16 protein-coding genes are annotated in these 17,621 nt (G+C 72.0%); 14 read left to right on the top strand and 2 right to left on the bottom strand.

From position 1 onward, the window contains the following. The first annotated feature begins 338 nt into the window (after positions 1-338). The 13 genes from ACFYW7_RS08980 to ACFYW7_RS09040 all read left to right on the top strand — a co-directional run bounded on the left by ACFYW7_RS08980 (position 339) and on the right by ACFYW7_RS09040 (position 14,552). A complete protein-coding gene (locus ACFYW7_RS08980; protein ID WP_389499619.1) occupies positions 339-1,148 on the top strand; it encodes a TauD/TfdA dioxygenase family protein in 810 nt (269 codons plus the stop codon). Between the two features lie 331 nt (positions 1,149-1,479). Beyond that, on the top strand, positions 1,480-3,099 hold the full coding sequence (locus ACFYW7_RS08985) for an ABC transporter substrate-binding protein (protein ID WP_389500404.1): 1,620 nt from the start codon (positions 1,480-1,482) through the stop codon (positions 3,097-3,099). A 3-nt stretch (positions 3,100-3,102) separates the two neighbouring features. Further along, positions 3,103-4,062, top strand: coding sequence for an ABC transporter permease (locus tag ACFYW7_RS08990; protein ID WP_389499621.1), 960 nt, complete (start codon positions 3,103-3,105; stop codon positions 4,060-4,062). Then, complete coding sequence (locus ACFYW7_RS08995) at positions 4,059-4,985, top strand: ABC transporter permease (RefSeq protein ID WP_389499623.1); 927 nt, start codon at positions 4,059-4,061, stop codon at positions 4,983-4,985. Before ACFYW7_RS08990 ends, ACFYW7_RS08995 begins: the two co-directional genes overlap by 4 nt. Before the next feature lie 53 nt (positions 4,986-5,038). Next, a complete protein-coding gene (locus ACFYW7_RS09000) occupies positions 5,039-6,742 on the top strand; it encodes a dipeptide ABC transporter ATP-binding protein (protein WP_389499625.1) in 1,704 nt (567 codons plus the stop codon). Between the two features lie 12 nt (positions 6,743-6,754). Then, entirely contained in the window at positions 6,755-7,795 is a 1,041-nt protein-coding gene (locus ACFYW7_RS09005; protein WP_389499627.1) for an LLM class flavin-dependent oxidoreductase, read from the top strand. 615 nt (positions 7,796-8,410) lie between these two features. Beyond that, the gene (locus ACFYW7_RS09010; protein ID WP_389499629.1) at positions 8,411-9,637 is read left to right on the top strand and encodes an acyl-CoA dehydrogenase family protein; all 1,227 of its coding nucleotides are present in this window, start codon (positions 8,411-8,413) and stop codon (positions 9,635-9,637) included. 131 nt (positions 9,638-9,768) lie between these two features. Then, positions 9,769-10,227: an RrF2 family transcriptional regulator gene (locus tag ACFYW7_RS09015; protein WP_389499631.1), complete on the top strand. Its 459-nt coding sequence runs from the start codon at positions 9,769-9,771 to the stop codon at positions 10,225-10,227. A 136-nt stretch (positions 10,228-10,363) separates the two neighbouring features. Then, positions 10,364-10,465, top strand: coding sequence for a putative leader peptide (locus ACFYW7_RS09020; RefSeq protein ID WP_389499633.1), 102 nt, complete (start codon positions 10,364-10,366; stop codon positions 10,463-10,465). A gap of 307 nt (positions 10,466-10,772) precedes the next feature. Further along, positions 10,773-11,879 (top strand): aliphatic sulfonate ABC transporter substrate-binding protein, encoded by a 1,107-nt coding sequence (locus tag ACFYW7_RS09025; RefSeq protein ID WP_389499635.1) that lies wholly within the window; start codon positions 10,773-10,775, stop codon positions 11,877-11,879. A 476-nt stretch (positions 11,880-12,355) separates the two neighbouring features. Then, positions 12,356-13,279, top strand: coding sequence for an LLM class F420-dependent oxidoreductase (locus ACFYW7_RS09030; protein ID WP_389499637.1), 924 nt, complete (start codon positions 12,356-12,358; stop codon positions 13,277-13,279). Between the two features lie 85 nt (positions 13,280-13,364). Continuing rightward, positions 13,365-14,189 carry a DUF1684 domain-containing protein gene (locus ACFYW7_RS09035; RefSeq protein ID WP_389499639.1) on the top strand — a complete coding sequence of 275 codons (825 nt, stop codon included), beginning with the start codon at positions 13,365-13,367 and terminating at the stop codon, positions 14,187-14,189. A gap of 150 nt (positions 14,190-14,339) precedes the next feature. Then, entirely contained in the window at positions 14,340-14,552 is a 213-nt protein-coding gene (locus ACFYW7_RS09040; RefSeq protein ID WP_389499641.1) for a hypothetical protein, read from the top strand. Between the two features lie 81 nt (positions 14,553-14,633). Here the strand turns inward: ACFYW7_RS09040 and ACFYW7_RS09045 are convergent, their stop codons facing one another. Next, entirely contained in the window at positions 14,634-15,377 is a 744-nt protein-coding gene (locus ACFYW7_RS09045) for a TetR/AcrR family transcriptional regulator C-terminal domain-containing protein (protein ID WP_389499643.1), read from the bottom strand. 128 nt (positions 15,378-15,505) lie between these two features. On the opposite strand from ACFYW7_RS09045, the gene ACFYW7_RS09050 reads away from it, so the two are divergent. Continuing rightward, a complete protein-coding gene (locus ACFYW7_RS09050; RefSeq protein WP_389499645.1) occupies positions 15,506-16,729 on the top strand; it encodes a saccharopine dehydrogenase family protein in 1,224 nt (407 codons plus the stop codon). 144 nt (positions 16,730-16,873) lie between these two features. Here ACFYW7_RS09050 and ACFYW7_RS09055 read toward each other — a convergent pair whose 3' ends face one another. After that, positions 16,874-17,407: a hypothetical protein gene (locus tag ACFYW7_RS09055; RefSeq protein ID WP_389499647.1), complete on the bottom strand. Its 534-nt coding sequence runs from the start codon at positions 17,405-17,407 to the stop codon at positions 16,874-16,876. Between the last annotated feature and the right edge of the window lie 214 nt (positions 17,408-17,621).

A 17,621-nucleotide genomic window follows, 5' to 3' on the forward strand; every position in this document is an offset into this window, starting at 1 on the left:
TTCCCGGCCCGGGGCGCTCCCGACCCGTGCGACCTGCGGCGCGGACACCGCCCGCCGGACACCCGAAGCGGTGCCGGCCGTGCGGTCCACGCGGTCCACGCCGACCATGTTCACGCGGTTGCAATGGTGCGGCCTGGTCTCGGGCCGGTGGTCTGCGTACCGTTGAAACGTGACCGTTCCGGTCCTCTTCCGCAGGCTGCACCTGGGTCCGGCGCGCGTGAACGCGTCCCGGTGTCGGCACGCCTGACGTCCGTCGGCGCCGTGTGCCCGGCCGCCCCGTTCCCTGCCTTCCGCCGCGCACGGCGCGTTGTCCCGCACGACGACACAAGGAGTTCGGCATGACCACTGTCGCACGTCCAGAGATCCGGCGGGCCGGTCCCCGCTTCGGCGCCGAGGTGAGCGGCGTCGACCTCGCACGGCCCGTCGACGACGCCACCGCGGACGACCTGCGCCGCGCGTTCGCGGAACACAAGGTGCTGGTGTTCCGCGGACAGAATCTGACACCTGATCAACACGTGGCGGCCGTAAGGCTCTTCGCCACACCGTTCGACCACCCCACCGCCGTCAAGGATCCCGCCAACCCCCTGGTCTACCCGTACAACGTGCGGCACACCGGCAAGGCCGCCACCTGGCACATCGGCGGGTTGTGGCGGAGCCCGGTGTTCGCCATCGAGTCCCTCGTCTACGAAGAGGTGCCCGAACTCGGCGGACACACCCTGTGGGCCGATCTGCAGGCGGCGTACGACGACCTGTCGGAACCCTTCAAGGCGCTGCTGGCCTCCGTGAACGCCGTGTACGACGGCAACGCGGAGAACTACGCGCAGGGCAGCGGGAGGACAGCCCTCGGAGAGACCGTCGAGCACCCGGTCGTCCTGGAACACCCCCTCACCGGACGCAAGGGCCTGTTCATCAGCTCCTCCGCCCTGCGCCTCACCGGCGTCTCACCGCAGGAGGGCAAGGTCCTGCTCGACCACCTGCTCCGGCACGCCTCCTCACCCGACTACACCATCCGCTTCGGCTGGCGGCCCGGCGACTTCGTGCTCTGGGACAACCAGGCGACCTGGCACTACGCCGTCGACGACTACGGCGACGGCCCGCGCGTGTACCGCAAGGTCATCGGCGTGGAGCCGCTCCGCCCCGCCTCCTGACCCCGGCGAGCACGGCCGCCGCCGTCCCGGCGAGGAGGCGGCGGCCCACCGCGTCGGGCCGGTGGGCAAGGCCGGCGCGGTGCTCGCGGGCCGAGCCCGCACCGACGGCTTGGGTCCCGGCACGGCGACCGGCACCGAGACGGAGCACCCGGCACCGGGCCGCACCGACGGCGGGTGCGCCCCGGTGAGCGGTTCGCCGTGACGGCCGGCGCCGCCGGTCCCGTCGTCCCCGTCCGGCCGGCGCCGCCCCGCCGGGTCCAAGACCCCCGCACACAGCCGTGTTCCGCCCAGGTGTGTGCGACGACACGAGGAGGAGAACGCCACCGTGACAATGCTCGCGGATTTCCGATCCACCCGATGGGCGGCAGCCGCCGCCCTCTTGACCACCACCGGCCTCCTGCTGACCGCCTGCGGTCCGGGCGGCGGCGATCCCGACAACAGCGGTGGCGGCCAGCCCGGCTCCGGTGGCACGCTGACCTTCGCGGTGGGCTCCGACGCCGGCTGCGTGGACCCGCAACAGGTCGGCAGCAACGACAGCATCTACTCTCTGCGCCAGGTCGTGGACTCGCTGACCGACCAGGACCCGAACACCGGCGAGGTCGTTCCGTGGCTGGCGAAGGACTGGGACGTCAGCGAGGACTCGACGACCTTCACCTTCCACCTGAGATCCGGTGTCACCTTCAGTGACGGGTCGAAGCTGACCGCGCGGGTGGTCAAGGACAACTTCGACGCGGTGCCGAAGCTCGGCGCCCTCGGGCAACTGGCCCAGGGCTACCTGAACGGCGTGAAGAGCACCGCCGTGGTCGACCCGCTCACCGTCCGGGTGAAGTTCGCGCGGCCCAACGCGCAGTTCCTACAGGCCACTTCGACGTTCTCGTTGGGGATCGAATCGTCGGCGAGCGTGCGCAGGACCCCACAGGAGAAGTGCGCCAAGGGCGTGGCCGGTTCCGGGCCGTTCGTGCTGAAGCAGTACGTGCCGAACGGATCGACCACCTTGGCCAAGCGCGGTGGATACGCCTGGGGTTCCTCGCTGTGGGACAAGAAGGGCGAGGCCTATCTCGACAAGCTGGTGTTCAAGGTGGTTCCCGAGGCCGGTGTCCGCGTCGGCAGCCTGCGGTCGGGGCAGGTGGACGCGATCAGCAGCGTCGGCCGGGCCGACGAGGCGGCGCTCCAGGGCGGCGGTGTGACCCTGCGCCGGCGGGCCAACCCCGGCGCCGTGTTCAACCTCGGTCTGAACAACTCCCGGCCGCTGCTGAAGGACGCGCGGATCCGGCAGGCGCTGCTGTTCGCCGTGGACCGGCGGCAGATCGCCGAGACGGTGTTCCCGACCGGCACCCGTCCGGCGACCAGCATCCTGGCGCACACCACACCGGACTACGAGAACCTCGGCCCGGCCCTGACCCACGACGCCGCGAAAGCGAAGTCACTTCTGGAGGCGGCCGGTTGGAGGACCGGCAGCGACGGCATCCGGACGAAGGGCGGCAAGAGACTGAGCCTGGACGTCACGTGGTTCGCCAACGCGGCCACCAACCAGCCGGCGCTGGAGCTGATCCAGCAGCAGCTCAAGGCGGTCGGTGTGGACGTGGTACTCAAGGAGCAGCAGATCGCCCGGTTCGCCCAGGTGCTGCAGTCCGGTGACTTCGACGCGGCATGGGGCAACCTGACCCGCGCCGACCCGGACATCCTGCGGTCCCAGTACTCCACCGGGCTGGCCAACTTCTACCACCTGCCGGCGAGCCCCCTGGACACGACGCTGACCCGCCAGGCGGCCACCACGGACACGGCCGAGCGCGAGCGACTGGTCGGCCGGGCCCAGGAGTTGATCGTCGAGAACGCCTACGTCGTCCCGGTGGTGGAACTGCAGACCCAGTTGGGCGTGGCGAAGAAGGTGCACGACCTCGGCTTCGAAGCCTCCAGCCGCATCCAGCTGCACGACACCTGGATCGGCTAGCGCATGCGGCGTTACGTGGCCGGACGTCTCGCGCAGGCGGTCGGCGTGCTCTGGGCGGCGTACACGGTGTCGTTCCTGGTGCTGGACTATCTGCCGGGCGATCCGGTCTCGGCGATGGCCGCGGGCGGGATGGACTCGGGCCAGATCGATCCGGTGCGCATCGCCGAGCTCAAGCACCAGTACGGCTTCGACGAACCGGTGCCGCTCCAGTACGCGGACCACCTCGGCAGGGCGGTGCGCGGGGACCTGGGCGACTCGATCTCGACCGGCCGGTCGGTGACGTCGACCCTGGGGGACGCGCTGCCGCCGACCCTGGCACTCACGGGGCTGGCGCTGCTGTTGGCGGTGGTCCTCGGCGGCGGTCTGGCGGTGCTGGCGACCGGTACCCGTCAGCGGTGGCTGCGTCAGTTGGCGCTGTCGGTGCCGCCGCTGGGGGTGTCGGTGCCGACGTTCTGGGTCGGGCTGGTCCTCGTCGAGCTGTTCTCCTTCAGACTGCGATGGTTCCCGGCGTTCGGTGACGACGGGCCGCGGGGCCTGGTACTGCCCGCGGTGACGCTGGCCGTGCCGACCGGCGCCCTCGTCGCGCAGGTCCTGGCCAAGAGCCTGCTCACGGCCCTGGAACAGCCCTATGCGGAGACCGCCCGGGCCAAGGGAGCGAGCCCGCTGCGCATCCACCTGCGGCATGCGCTGCGCAACGCGTCGCTGCCGGCGCTGACGGTGGTGGGGCTGCTGGCCGGGCAGCTGATCGCGGGTTCCGTGGTCGTCGAGACGGTGTTCTCCCGTGACGGGGTGGGCCGGCTGACGGCCGGGGCGGTCGCGGCCCAGGACATCCCGCTGGTGCAGGGGGTGGTGGTGTTCGGGGCGCTGGTCTTCGTGCTGGCCAACCTGATCGTCGATCTGGTCTGTCCGCTGCTGGACCCGCGGATCGTGGTGGCCCCGAACAGGAGGGGGAGTCTCACATGACCCAGCCGCTCGTCGACGAGGTGGCGACCGGCAGCGGGCTCGGCCCGGACCGGCCCGTCGAACCCGTCCCCGGCCCGGATACGCGGCGGGCCTTCCCCCTGCGGCGCGTCCTGCGGTTCCTCGGGCGCCGACCCGGCCTCGTCGCGTCGGTTCTCGTCGTGGTGTCGGCGGTGCTGGCGGCATTCCGGCCGGGGTTGTTCACCTCACAGGACCCCCTGCACGGGGTGCCGTCGCGGAACTTCCGGAGCCCGAGCGGTGAACACTGGTTCGGCACCGATGAGTTGGGGCGCGACCTGTTCTCCCGCGTGGTGCACGGAGCGCAGCTGTCCCTGAAGGCGACCCTGATAGCGGTGGCCGTCGCGTTCGTGGTGGGCGGCCTGCTCGGCCTGGTCGCCGGGTACGTGGGCCGTTGGGTGGACGGCGTGCTGATGCGCTTCGTCGACGTGCTGCTGTCGATCCCCGCGCTGTTCCTCTCCCTCGCGCTGGTCACCGCGTTGGGCTACGGCACGGTGAAGGTGGCGGTGGCGGTCGGTGTCGCCAGCGTCGCCGGCTTCGCGCGGGTGACGCGGGCGGAGGTGCTGCGGGTGCGGCAGGCGGTCTTCGTCGAGGCCTCGCGCGCGTCCGGGGCCCGCTGGTACTCGGTGCTCGGCCGGCACGTGCTGCCCAACGCCGCCGGCCCGGTGATCGTCCTGGCCACACTCGAACTCGGCACCTCCATCCTGTCCGTGTCGGCGCTGAGCTTCCTCGGCTACGGGGCACCGCCGCCGGCTCCGGAGTGGGGCACGTTGATCTCCGAGGGCCGCAACTACCTGGCCAACGCCTGGTGGCTCACCGCGCTGCCCGGGCTGGTGATCGCCTCGACCGTGCTGGCCGCCAACCGCGTAGCGCGGGCCCTGGACGGCGAATGGTCCCGGCGGCGATGACCGGACCCACGACGAACGGACCGACGACGAACGGATCTGGAAGAGGTGAGGACTTGACGGACGCAGCCGCCACCGGCCCCGGCGGGCCGGGGGTCGCGCGCACGGGCGACGGGGCCCTGCTGGAGGTGCGGGGCCTGTCGGTGTCGTACCGGACCCGTGGTGGCCGTGTCGAGGCGGTGCGGGGCGTGGACCTCGACGTGTGGCCGGGTGAAGTGGTCGCCGTGGTGGGCGAGTCGGGGTCCGGCAAGAGCACGACCGCGCACGCCGTCACCCGGCTCCTGGCGGCGAACGGCCGTATCGACTCCGGCACGGTCCGCTTCGGCCGGGACGACCTGACCTCGCTGTCCGAGCGGGAACTGCGCGGCGTACGGGGCGCGCGGATCGGCCTGGTCCCCCAGGACCCGGCGGTGTCGCTCAATCCGGTCAAGCGCGTCGGGGAGCAGGTCGCCGAGGTGCTGCGCATCCACGGACTGGCGACCCGCCGCACCGCGCCGACGGCCGCGATCGCCGTCCTGGAGCGGGCCGGGCTGCCCGACGCGGGCGTCCGCGCCCGGCAGTACCCGCACGAACTGTCCGGCGGCATGCGGCAACGCGCGCTGATCGCCATCGCCATCGCCGCGGAGCCGAGGCTGATCATCGCCGACGAACCGACCAGCGCGCTGGACGTCACCGTGCAGCGCGTGATCCTCGACCAACTCCAGTACCTCGCGGAGGAGTCGGGGACCGCCGTGCTGCTGGTGACCCACGACCTCGGCGTCGCCGCCGACCGGGCCCAGCGGATCGTGGTCATGTCGCGGGGCCGGATCGTGGAGACCGGTCCGACCCGCGCCGTCCTCGACGACCCGCGTCACGAGTACACCCGGCACCTGCTGGCCCGCGTCCCCGGCCGACGGGCCGCGCGCCCCCGGGCCACGGTCCCCGCACCGCCCGTCCCCGGAACGGTTCCCCTGGTCGAAGTCCGCGACTTGGTCAAGGAGTTCCGGCTTGCCGGCACCGCCGCCCGCGCCCGCACCCTGCGCGCTGTCGACGGCGTCGACCTCACCCTCCATCGCGGCCGGACGTTGGCCCTGGTCGGCGAATCCGGCTCGGGCAAGTCCACCACTGCCCGGATGGTGCTCCGCCTGACCGAACCGACCTCCGGGCACGTCCTGTTCGACGGGGTCGATGTCACCACCGCTCGCGGGGAACAGGTCAGGCGGCTGCGGCGACGGGCCCAGCTCGTCTACCAGAACCCGTACGCCTCGCTGGACCCGAGGTTCACCGTCGGCGAGGTGATCACCGAGCCGCTGCGCGTGTTCAAGGTCGGCGACCGCGCCTCCCGGCAGGCCCGCGCCCGTGACCTGCTCGAACGGGTGGCGCTGCCCGCCTCCCTGCTGGGCCGCCGCCCGGCGGAGCTGTCCGGCGGACAACGGCAGCGGGTCGCGATCGCCCGCGCGCTCGCCCTCTCGCCCGACCTGGTGGTGTGCGACGAACCGGTGTCCGCGCTCGACGTCTCCGTCCAGGCCCAGGTCCTCGATCTCCTGGCCGGGCTCCAGGCCGACACCGGGGTGGCGTACCTGTTCATCTCGCACGACCTGGCCGTCGTACGCCAGATCGCCCACGAGGTGGCCGTGATGCGCGGCGGCCGAGTCGTCGAGACGGGGGCCACCGAGGACCTGTTCACCCGCCCCCGCCACGACTACACCCGTGAGCTGCTCGCCGCGATCCCCGGCGGCCGTCACGTCCCGGCGGCCGCCGCCGGGCACACCACGACCTGAGGACGGACACCCATGACCGACCCCACGATCACCTCGCTGGCCTTTCTCACCCCCGGCAACTTCTCCGACGACGATCCCCGCACGGGCCTGGAGGAGACCCTCCAGCTGTTCGTGTACGGCGAGCGGCTGGGCTTCGACGGCGCCTGGATCCGGCAACGGCATCTCGAACACGGTGTCGGCTCCGCCGCGGTGTTCCTCGCCGCGGCCGGTCAGCGCACCGAGCGGGTGGAGCTGGGGACCGCGGTCATCCCGATCGGCTACGAGAGCCCGTTCCGGCTGGCCGAGGACCTGGCGTTGGCGGACGTCCTCTCCGGCGGGCGCCTCCAGGTCGGCTTCAGCACCGGCATGCCGCACGCCGAACTGCTCGGGGACCTCGTCTTCGACGGGGACTGGCGCGGCTTCGACCTGTCGTACGGCAGGATCGCGCGCGTCATCGACAACTTGCGCGGCGACTACCTGGGCGGACCCGATACGGTGATCCAGTCGCCGGGCAACACCCAGCGGCCGCGGCTGCAACCGCACAACCCCGACTTGGTGAACCGGATCTGGTACGGGGGCAGCCGCCTGCGCTCGACCCTGTGGGCCGCCGAGAACGGCCTGAACCTGCTGAGCGGCAACATCGTCCTCGGCGAGGGCACCGACGACTTCACGACGGCTCAGCTCGCCCTGCTCTCCGCGTACCGGCGCGCGTTCAGGAGTGACCGGCCGGCCCGGCTGGCGCTGGGGCGGGTGATCGTGCCGTTCGACAGCGCCGACGCGTCCACCCGCGCCCGCTACCGGGACTACGCGGCCGGCCGGTACGAGCGCACGCTGGCGCCGCAGGGACCGAAGCGGGCCCTGTTCGCCCCGGACCTGGTCGGAACGGCGGAGCAGATCCTGGAGCAGCTGGCCGCGGATCCCGTCCTCGCGACCGTGTCGGAACTGCGCCTGGAGTTGCCGTACGAGTTCCACCGGGCCGACTACGAGCAGATCCTGCACGATGTCCGGCACTTGATCGCACCCGAGCTGGGCTGGCGGCCCCAGGTCGCGCAACTCCGGGGAGCGGGCCGGTGAGTCCGCCTCGGGGGAACCGTCCGTGCGGCTCGAACCGCGTAGCGGGAAGCCTTCGCCGAGAGCTACGACTGGCTTACGGATGCGGGGAGTTGGCTGAAGAACGGTACACGCCGGCCTGACGCTCCGGTTGACCGACGGCAACCCGTCGAACCCGCACTCATATTTCCTATTGATTTACTAGGAAAGTGTTGACGGCCCGCCCGGCGGGTGCGCAGGATGATGTACATGCCCCACACGCAGCAGCGACTCGTTCGTCGTCGGCATATCGACTTCGGTCACGTCGCCGGCGCCGCCTGCTGTCGCGATTAGGGCACACCCACTCTCCGCGCGGGCCGCTCCGACCCCCCACCCACCCGGAACTCGGGCCGTCGGCCCGTCCGGTCCCGCACCCCCACCGCGCGCACGCGCCGGAGCGGTCGACGGCCGACATCCAGGGCCACGACCACACCGGCGACAGCCGCGCCATGGATGTCCCCGCACGGCGGCGCCACCCGCCGGGCAGGACCCACCGGCACCGGATCGTCATCGTCCGGTACGTGGATCACCCGTACGTGTGCGACCCGCAGGAGAGCCCCACGACCACACCGTGCCACCGACCTCGAGGAGACCACCGCCATGGGCGTTGCCATCGCGCCGTCCGAACCCGCCCTGACAGCCGACCGGATCGGGCCCGGCCGCGCGCACTGGCTGCGCGTGGCCCGCGAGGCGGCCGACGACCTCGCCACGGACGCGGCAGCCAGGGAACAGGCGGGCAAGGTCCCGTTCGACGAGGTGTCCAGGCTGCGTGAGGCCGGGCTGCTGACGCTGCTCGTACCGGCCGCGTCCGGGGGCGGCGGGGACTGGCACACGGCCTACGCCGTGGTCCGGGAGATCGCCGCCGCCGACGGCGCGATCGGCCAACTGCTCGGCTGTCACTACTTCCTGTCCTGGAGCGCCCGGTTCTTCACCGAGCCGGCGCGCGCCGCCCGGATCGAGCGGCGGTCCGCGGCGGAGGGCTGGTGCTGGGGTGGCGGTCTGGCCCGTCAGGAGCTGCCCCTGAGCCTGGTCAGGAAGGGCCGGGGATACGTGCTCGACGGCCACCAGAGCTACTCCACCGGCCTCCTGGTCGCGGACCGCCTCGCCGTGCGGGCCGTCCGGACCGACACCGGTGAACCCCTCGCCGTCGTCGTCGATCCCGCCCTGCCCGGCGTGCGCTTCGACGGCGACTCCGAGACCTTCGGCCAGCGGCTCGCGGCCGGCGGCAGCGTGGAGTTCGACGCCGTGCCGGTCGCCGCCCACGACGTGCTCGGCTCCCTGTCCGCCGACGACGACATCCTGTCCCCCGCCACCGCTCTCACCTCGCCGGTGGGACGTCTCCTGTCCGCCCAACTCCTCCTCGGCATGGCCGAGGGCGTGCTCGCGGAAGCCCGCGAGTACAGCAGGGCGGGTCACGCACCCTGGCATCCCGCCCGGCCCGCGGACTCCCCCCGGGACCCGCACGCGCTGGCCTCCTACGGAGAGCTGGTCGTCCTCGCCCGCTCCGCCTCCGCGCTCAACGCACAGGCGCTCGAGGCCGTGCAGGGCGGGCTGACGCGCGGCGACGACCTCACCTACGACGAGTGCGCGGAGATCTCGGTCCAGGTGGCCGTGGCCGAAGCCGCCGCGTCCAGGGCCGCCCTGGAGTCCACCACCCGCGCCCTGGACATCGTCGGATCCCGTGCCGCGTCCTCAAGGCTGGGTTTCGACCGCTTCTGGCGCAACGCGCGGACCCACACCCTGTACGAGCCCGCCTCCCACCGGCTCCGCGACATCGGCGACCACTTCCTGAACGGAGCGCACCCTCCGTTCACCCTTCCCGGCTGACCGGGGGATTCCGAAGCACGGGCGCGGCCGGCGGCACCCTCTCCGCCCTCGTCCACGGTCCCGCCCGGGGGCCGACGGCCGTCGGCCCCCGGGCGGGAAACCGGACCGAAGCGGTGCGGGATACTACGCACATGCGGATCTCAGCCAGGGCGGACTACGCGGTGCGTGCAGCACTGCAGCTCGCCGCGTCACGGGACGACGTGCCTCTGAAGGCCGAGTCCATCGCCGACTCACAGGACATCCCGCACAAGTTCCTCGAAGGCATCCTGAACGACATGCGCCGGGGCGGTCTCGTCGTCAGCCGGCGGGGCGGCAACGGCGGCTACCGACTGGCCAGGCCCGCCGGGTCCATCAGCATCGCCGACGTCATACGCGCCGTGGACGGACCGCTGGTCTCGGTGCGCGGCGTCCGCCCCCCGGAGCTGTCCTACACGGGCCCCGCCGAGTCACTGCTCCCCTTGTGGATCGCGCTGCGCTCGAACGTGCGCGAGATCCTCGAGGGCGTGTCGCTCGCCGATGTGGCGTCCTCCCAACTGCCCGCCGACGTATCCGCGCTGACCAACGATCCGGGCGCCTGGACCAACCCCTGACACGGCGTCACCCAATGCCTGTCCCATTGGACGAGACGGCCGTGTCCACCATCCGAACACCCCCTTGGGATGGGCGCCGCCTTCTGCCACGATCCCTATCAGCCAGATAGGAATACTGGGGAATGGGGGGACGGCCATGGGTACGCTCGACCGCTCGGGCCGAACGCTGCCCCTGCTGACCTCCCGTCGTCACATCGACCTCGGCCGCACGTCCAGCGCCATCTGTCAGCCCCTCTGAGGCCGCGGAACCCGCCCCCTCCCCGGAACCCGTCCGGTCGACGCCGACGGTGAACGTGCCCGCCGGGCACCCATCACCGTGAGTGTCCGGACAGGTCGGACCGGGGCCGCTTCCCCGCCCACCACGCCGCCGTTCGGCTGAACCGAGCGTTCGGCCGGCGGGCCACCTCCTCCGCGTTCCCTCTCTCGTCCTTCGACGGCACGCCTGCCACCGGAGGCCGGGAGACGGACCGCCGGTGCGCGCCGACGCCTCGTCGCCGCGCGATCTCGTACGTCACCGATCACCCGTCTCCCGAGAGGACGCCTCCGTGTCTGCCGCAAGACCGCTCACCACGCTGCGCATCATCGCCGTCTCAGCCGCGCTCCCCCTCCTGCTCACCGCCTGCGGTTACGGTTCCGACTCCGACGACGACGGCAAGCAGACCGCGGTCGCGGCCGGCGCCAAGAAGCTCTCCGCCGACGAGGTGAAGATCGGCTACTTCCCCAACCTCACGCACGCCACCGCCCTGGTGGGCGTCCAGGAAGGCCTGCTCCAGAAGGAACTCGGCGGCACCACGATCAAGGCCTCGACCTTCAACGCGGGCCCCTCCGAGATCGAGGCGCTGAACGCCGGCTCCATCGACATCGGCTGGATCGGCCCCTCCCCCTCCATCAACGGCTACACCAAGTCCAAGGGCAAGAGCCTGCGCATCATCAGCGGTTCGGCCTCCGGCGGCGTGAAACTGGTCGTCAACCCGAAGAAGATCAAGTCCCTGAAGGACGTCAAGGGCAAGAAGATCGCCACCCCGCAGTTCGGCAACACGCAGGACGTCGCGTTCCTCAACTGGGCCGCGGAGCAGGGCTGGAAGGTCGACGCGCAGAGCGGCAAGGGCGATGTGTCGGTGGTCCGCACCGACAACAAGATCACCCCGGACGCCTACAAGTCCGGCTCCATCGACGGCGCCTGGGTGCCTGAGCCGACCGCCTCCAAGCTCGTCGCCGAGGGCGGAAAGGTGATTCTCGACGAGTCCGACCTGTGGCCCGACAAGAAGTTCGTGATCACGAACATCATCGTGTCGCAGAAGTTCCTCAAGGAGCACCCGGACGTCGTCGAGGCCGTACTGCGCGGTTCCGTGACGACCAACGAATGGATCAACGCCAACCCGGAGAAGGCCAAGACGGCCGCGAACGCGGCGCTGGAGAAGCTCTCGGGCAAGGCGCTGCCCGCCGAGGTGATCGACCCGGCCTGGAAGTCCATCTCCTTCCTCGACGACCCGCTGGCCTCCACTCTGAGCACCGAGGCGGAGCACGCGGTCAAGGCCGGCCTGCTGGAAGAGCCCGACCTGAAGGGCATCTACGACCTCGCGCCGCTCAACAAGGTCCTCGAGGCCCGGAGCAAGGACAAGGTCGACGCCGCCGGTCTCGGCACGAAGTAGCGACAACCGGACCGGTCGGCCCCTCCAAGGGCAACACCCCTTGGCCGGCACGACCGCTGAACCCACCGAGGCCGCCGGGGGCACCAGGACGGTGACACGGACCGCCCCCTTCGAGCACGTCTCCAAGTAGTCCTTCTCCGCCCCGGGTGCGCCCGGGGCGGAGAAGGACTCGTACCGGTCACCGCTCGACTCGACCCCATTCAGGCCGAGTCGATCTACCTCCCAGGTCGCGGCGGCAACGGCGGGCACGGCGCCCGGGGCCGCTCCACTCCCTGGCACACCAGGCATCGAACGCGTCGGGCCCACCAAGGAACACGGCCTGAGTGACCATCACCTTCCCTACGGCGCCGCGTGTCCCGGCCGGCGCACCCGCGGCCCGGCGAGCGAGCCGCCCCCTGTCCCCGTACACACGACTGACAAGAAGCTGTCACACGCCGACCGGAATGCGGGATCGGACGCGGGCGGTTCTGACTGACATGACCGTAGGAGTAGCACTCAACGCAACCGGCGCGGAGAACCAGGTCGACGCCTCTGTGGGACTGGCCCGCGAAGCCGCGGCGGCCGGCCTGCGCTCGGTCTGGTTCGGGCAGACCTTCGGCGCGGACTCACCGCAGCTCGCGGCGATCGTCGGACGCGAGGTGCCCCGGCTCCACGTGGGCACCTCCGCGATTCCCGTCTTCGGCCGGCATCCCCTGCTCGTGTCCAGCCAGGCCCAGACCGCCCAGGCGGCCACGCACGGCCGCTACCATCTCGGGCTCGCCCTGGGCACCAAGCTCCTCACCGAGAGCGGCTTCGGCCTGCCCTTCGTACGGCCCATCGCCCGCCTGCGTGAATTCCTCACCGCCCTGCGGCAGTTGACGCAGACGGGCACGGCCGACTTCCACGGCGAGCTGCTGACCGCCGCGCCACCGATCTCCGCGCGGGTCCCCGGCGCCGAAGGCGGAGTACCCCTGCTCGTCGCCGCGATGGGGCCACAGGCCCTGCGTGTCAGCGGTGAGCTCGCGGACGGGATCCTGCCCTATCTGGCGGGTCCGCGCGCCCTGGAGGAGCACATCGTGCCCGCGCTCACCGCCGCGGCGAAGGCCGCCGGCCGGCCCGCGCCCCGGATCGTGGCGCTGGTGTCCGGCGTGGTCACGGACGACGTCGACGCCGTACGCGCGAAGGCGACCGAGCAGCTGGCGTTCTACGAGCAGATCCCGTCCTACGCACGGGTCATCGAACTCTCCGGCGGCCGACGGGCGTCCGACGTGACCGTGATCGGCGACGAGAGGACGGTCGCGGCCGAGGTACGGCGCTACCGGGACGCCGGAGCCACCGAGGTGGTGTTCTCCGGCACCGACCTCGCCGGAGAGGCGGACCGGCGGCGCACCTGGGACCTGCTCGGCGAGCTGGCCGGATGAGCGACCACCGGCGGCGCACGGACCGGACCGGCGGAAGATCCACACACCGACGCGAGGCCGGACCTCGCGGGACGAAGGGGCACTCATGAGCACCGAGATCACGACGCCTGACCTCCACGCCTTCACCGAGGAGTGGCTGGAGTGGTACCGCGCGCACGAGGAACGGCTCGCCGATCCGCACGGGTTCCTCGCGATCACCGGCCTGCACTGGCTCGACGACCGGCCGCAGCGCTTCCCCGACGCCCCGGGCTCCTGGCGGACCGGCGCCGACGGCGTCGTCGTGGTCCTGGACGACGGCGAGGAGCTGGTCGTGGCAGGGACGCCGGTGCGCGGTGAGCACCGCTTCGGGGTACTGCCCGAACGCGGTGGCGTCGACGCCGTCTGGGGAGACGCCGTGATCGAGGTGGCCAGACGCGGCGGGAACGACATCGTGCGTCCCCGGCACCCGGACGCGCCACTGCGCACCGGTTTCACCGGCACGCCCGCCTACGCACCGGACCCGCGCTGGGCCGTGCGGGGACGCTACGTCGCCTTCGAGGAGCCGCGGCCCACCACGGTGGGTGCCGCGGTCGAGGGCCTGGAGCACGTGTACGTGGCTCCGGGCCGCGTGGAGTTCGAGCTGGACGGCCGGCCGCTGTCCCTGACGGCGTTCCCCGGTCATGGGCCGGGCCGGCTGACGGTGCTCTTCACCGACGCGACCTCGGGAGTCACCACCTACGCAGCCAACCGTGCCCTCGACGTGGCCGCGCCGGCCGCCGACGGCACGGTAGTCCTGGACTTCAACCGCGCGGCGAACCTCCCGTGCGCCTACACGGACCTGGCGACCTGCCCGTTGCCACCGGCGGAGAACCGACTCCCGGTGGCCGTCGAGGCCGGCCAGAAGATCCCCCGCGAGCGGGGCGGCGCCTGAACACACCGCTCCACGCTCGTCGGCCCCGGCGGAAAGGGAGCGTCGTCCCTCCGCCGGGGGCCACCTCGGCAGCGACTACGCGGCCCTCGGCCGCTGGCACGAGGCGGAGACACCCCTGCGGGGGCCCTGGCCGCCTTCACGAACCTCGACATGCCCACCCGGAGCGGACCGGCCCGACTCGAACCGGGACGGGTCCTGCGCCACCTCGACCGCCCTCTCGAAGCGCACGCCACCGTCGCCGCCGCCGTGCTCGCCCTCACCGGACACCACAGCCCGCGTCAGGCCGAGGCCGCCGCCGAACTCCAGACCATCGTCGACGCACCCCACCGTCCAAAGTCCGCCGAGACACCCTCGCCGACCTGACGAGGGGAACACGCAGGTGGCGGGCGGGCCCGAGCAGGCGGGTGGATCCCGAGCACCACACCGTTGGCATAAGCCTCCGGTTCAGGGCTGCGGGGCGCGTGCCGCGTCGGGGTATCGCCGGGCCTGCGCCCAGGCGAGTTGTTCCGCCGCACTGTTGAGCAGGGTGTCGAGGACGACGGGGTAGGCGCTGTGTGTCATCCGCCCGGCCAGGAGCCGCGCGGTGGCCGCGATGTGCGGGTGGGTGTCGGCGGGCAGTTCGGCGTAGGTGGACCGCCACATCTCCTCGTCCGCGGCGCGGGCCTCGTCCGTCAGGGCCAGCGACCCGGCGTCCAGGGCCGCGAAGGCCAGCGTGAGGTCGATGAACGCGTGGTACGCGACGACCGCGTCCGCGTCCGGGAAGCCCGCGTCGCGCAGGATCCCGAGGATCGTCTCGTCCACCGCGATCTCCCGCGGCCGGCCGGTGACCCGGCTGGCCGTCAGCACGGCGGCCTGCGGGTGGTCGAGGTAGGAGGCGTGAATGGCCTGGCCGAGAGCCCGCAGGTCGGAGCGCCAGTCTCCGGTCGCCGTCCAGGTGTCCAGCGCCCGCCCCATCAGCTCCTCGCCGATGGCCCGGGTCAGGTCGTCGAGTCCGGCGAAGTAGCGGTACAGGGTGCTGGGGTCGGCGCCGAGGACCGCACCCAGCCTGCGTGCGGTCAGACCGGTGCTCCCGTGCTCGCGCAGCATCCGCAACGCCGTGCGCACGATCAGCTTCTCGGACAGCACCGTGCCCTGCCTGGTCGGCCGGCGCCTGCGCCGCTCCCCCTCCGGCACCACCTGCTTCGCCATGCCCAGCCCTCCCTGATCACCGCGCGCCGTCGGACCTTATGCCAACATGGTTGACCTTAACCGAGGGCGTCGCGTTGCATCTGTCCAGCCCCGGGGGCACGCGTCTCCGGCGACGAAAGGTGTGTGACATGCGAGTACTTCTCGTGGGTGCGGGCGGCGTGGGCACCGCCGTCACCCGTATCGCGGCCCGTCGTGACTTCCTGACCCACATGGTCGTCGCGGACTACGACCTCGCTCGCGCCGAGGCGGCCGTCGCGGCGCTCGGGGACCACGGGGGCCGGTTCAGCGCGAGGCGTCTGGACGCCTCCGACGAGCAGGCGGTTCGGCGGGCGCTCGTCGAGGAGAGGTGCGACGCCTTGCTCAACGCGACCGATCCGCGGTTCGTGATGCCGCTGTTCGACGCGGCGGGCGCGGCGGGCACGCACTATCTCGACATGGCGATGTCCCTGTCCACCCCGCATGCCACCCACCCGTACGAGCGATGCGGTGTGAAGCTCGGCGACGCGCAGTTCGAGCGGGCCGGGGCGTGGGAGCGGTCCGGGCGACTGGCCCTGGTCGGGATGGGGGTGGAGCCGGGCCTGTCGGACGTCTTCGCGCGCTACGCCGCCGACGAACTGTTCGACGAGATCGAGGAGATCGGCGTCCGGGACGGCGCGAACCTGACGGTCGAGGGATACGACTTCGCCCCGTCCTTCAGTATCTGGACGACCATCGAGGAGTGCCTCAATCCGCCGGTGGTCTACGAGAAGGACCGCGGCTGGTTCACCACCGAACCCTTCAGCGAACCGGAGGTGTTCGAGTTCCCCGAGGGCATCGGCCCGGTGGAGTGCGTCAACGTGGAGCACGAGGAGGTCCTGCTCATCCCCCGCTGGGTCGACGCCCGCCGGGTGACGTTCAAGTACGGCCTCGGTGACGACTTCATCGCCAAGCTCAAGACACTCCACGAGCTGGGTCTGGACGCCACCAGGAAGGTCACCGTCCCTTCGGAGAACGGCCCCGTGGCGGTCTCCCCGCGTGACGTGGTCGCCGCCTGCCTGCCCGACCCGGCCACGCTGGGCGACCGCATGACGGGCAAGACCTGCGCGGGCACCTGGGTGAAGGGCACCAAGGACGGCTCGGCGCGCGAGGTCTACCTGTACCACGTGGTCGACAACGAGTGGTCGATGCGCGAGTACGGCTCCCAGGCGGTGGTGTGGCAGACCGCCGTCAATCCGGTCATCGCCCTCGAACTCGTCGCGGGCGGGGTCTGGTCGGCCGGCGGCGTCCTCGGCCCGGAGGCCCTGCCGCCCCGGCCCTTCCTCGACCTGCTCACCGAGTACGGCTCGCCGTGGGGCCTGCGCGAGGACGGCTGACGGTCGTCGCGGGCCACGCGCCGGGGGCGGTCGGCCCGGCCGCCCCGACCGGGAACGACCGGCCGGGGCGGCCGGCGGTCCCGGGGCGAGCCGGGGTGGCGGCGCCGCCTCGTCACCGGGGACCCCGCCACCGCCGGCGCCGCGTCAGCGGCCGTCGACCTTCAGGAACGGGTTGCCCTGCCCGTCGTAGTCGACTCGGCACACCAGGGTGCCCTCGGCGGTGCAGCCCGGGTTCACCCTGCCGTCCGCTCCCACCGTGGCGTTGACCGCGACCGTCCCGGCCGAGTCCTCGGTCCGGTACACGGCCGAGGAGGAACCGTCGATGGGAACCTGGACGTTGTAGGCGGGGTAGAGAGCACGGGGGTAGTCCCCGCTGCCCTCATGGGACACGAGCGGGACTCCGGAGTTCGGCACGGAGTATCCCGTGACGATGCGCACCACCGCCGTAGTCGCACCCGGAGTGCCGACTCCGGACGGCTGGGCGGCGCCGTTCCCGTTGCCAGAGCCCACGAAGTTGTCACGGCCGACTTCGAAGATGTCACCGCCCGCGTACTGGTGCACGTTGTTGATGACCACGAGCGGGGCGTCACCGTCTCTGTCGGCGGCAACAGCGGTGCCGGGTACGGAGAGGAGGGCGGCGCCGAGCAGTACGGCGGCCTTGGCAACGGTGCGGATCACAGGTCGTCCCTTCGCGTCATGTCCGTGGAGTTCGGTGGTGATCGTAGGAAGCGCTCACCCACACGTGCCGCACCATCGCCCGCCCGGGTGGTGTCGCTGAGCCGATCGCCGCGCACGGCGCCCTCGGCCGGCCTGCCCAGCACGCGAGCGGGACACCCGTGGGAACCGCCGTCCCGGCCGCGGCGCACCCGTACGCAGAAGCGCACGGCGACCG

It is taken from the genome of Streptomyces sp. NPDC002580 (assembly GCF_042889485.1).
Taxonomy (GTDB): Bacteria; Actinomycetota; Actinomycetes; order Streptomycetales; family Streptomycetaceae; genus Streptomyces.

Excerpts from the sequence above, each read along its gene's own strand:
- ACFYW7_RS09015 (WP_389499631.1), top strand. The coding sequence starts at position 9,769 with ATGCGGATCTCAGCCAGGGCGGACTACGCGGTGCGTGCAGCACTGCAG.
- ACFYW7_RS09020 (WP_389499633.1), top strand. The coding sequence starts at position 10,364 with ATGGGTACGCTCGACCGCTCGGGCCGAACGCTGCCCCTGCTGACCTCC.
- ACFYW7_RS09050 (WP_389499645.1), top strand. The coding sequence starts at position 15,506 with ATGCGAGTACTTCTCGTGGGTGCGGGCGGCGTGGGCACCGCCGTCACC.
- ACFYW7_RS09030 (WP_389499637.1), top strand. The coding sequence starts at position 12,356 with ATGACCGTAGGAGTAGCACTCAACGCAACCGGCGCGGAGAACCAGGTC.
- ACFYW7_RS08980 (WP_389499619.1), top strand. The coding sequence starts at position 339 with ATGACCACTGTCGCACGTCCAGAGATCCGGCGGGCCGGTCCCCGCTTC.
- ACFYW7_RS08990 (WP_389499621.1), top strand. The coding sequence starts at position 3,103 with ATGCGGCGTTACGTGGCCGGACGTCTCGCGCAGGCGGTCGGCGTGCTC.
- ACFYW7_RS09040 (WP_389499641.1), top strand. The coding sequence starts at position 14,340 with ATGCCCACCCGGAGCGGACCGGCCCGACTCGAACCGGGACGGGTCCTG.
- ACFYW7_RS09045 (WP_389499643.1), bottom strand. The coding sequence starts at position 15,377 with ATGGCGAAGCAGGTGGTGCCGGAGGGGGAGCGGCGCAGGCGCCGGCCG.
- ACFYW7_RS08985 (WP_389500404.1), top strand. The coding sequence starts at position 1,480 with ATGCTCGCGGATTTCCGATCCACCCGATGGGCGGCAGCCGCCGCCCTC.
- ACFYW7_RS08995 (WP_389499623.1), top strand. The coding sequence starts at position 4,059 with ATGACCCAGCCGCTCGTCGACGAGGTGGCGACCGGCAGCGGGCTCGGC.
- ACFYW7_RS09035 (WP_389499639.1), top strand. The coding sequence starts at position 13,365 with ATGAGCACCGAGATCACGACGCCTGACCTCCACGCCTTCACCGAGGAG.
- ACFYW7_RS09010 (WP_389499629.1), top strand. The coding sequence starts at position 8,411 with ATGGGCGTTGCCATCGCGCCGTCCGAACCCGCCCTGACAGCCGACCGG.
- ACFYW7_RS09005 (WP_389499627.1), top strand. The coding sequence starts at position 6,755 with ATGACCGACCCCACGATCACCTCGCTGGCCTTTCTCACCCCCGGCAAC.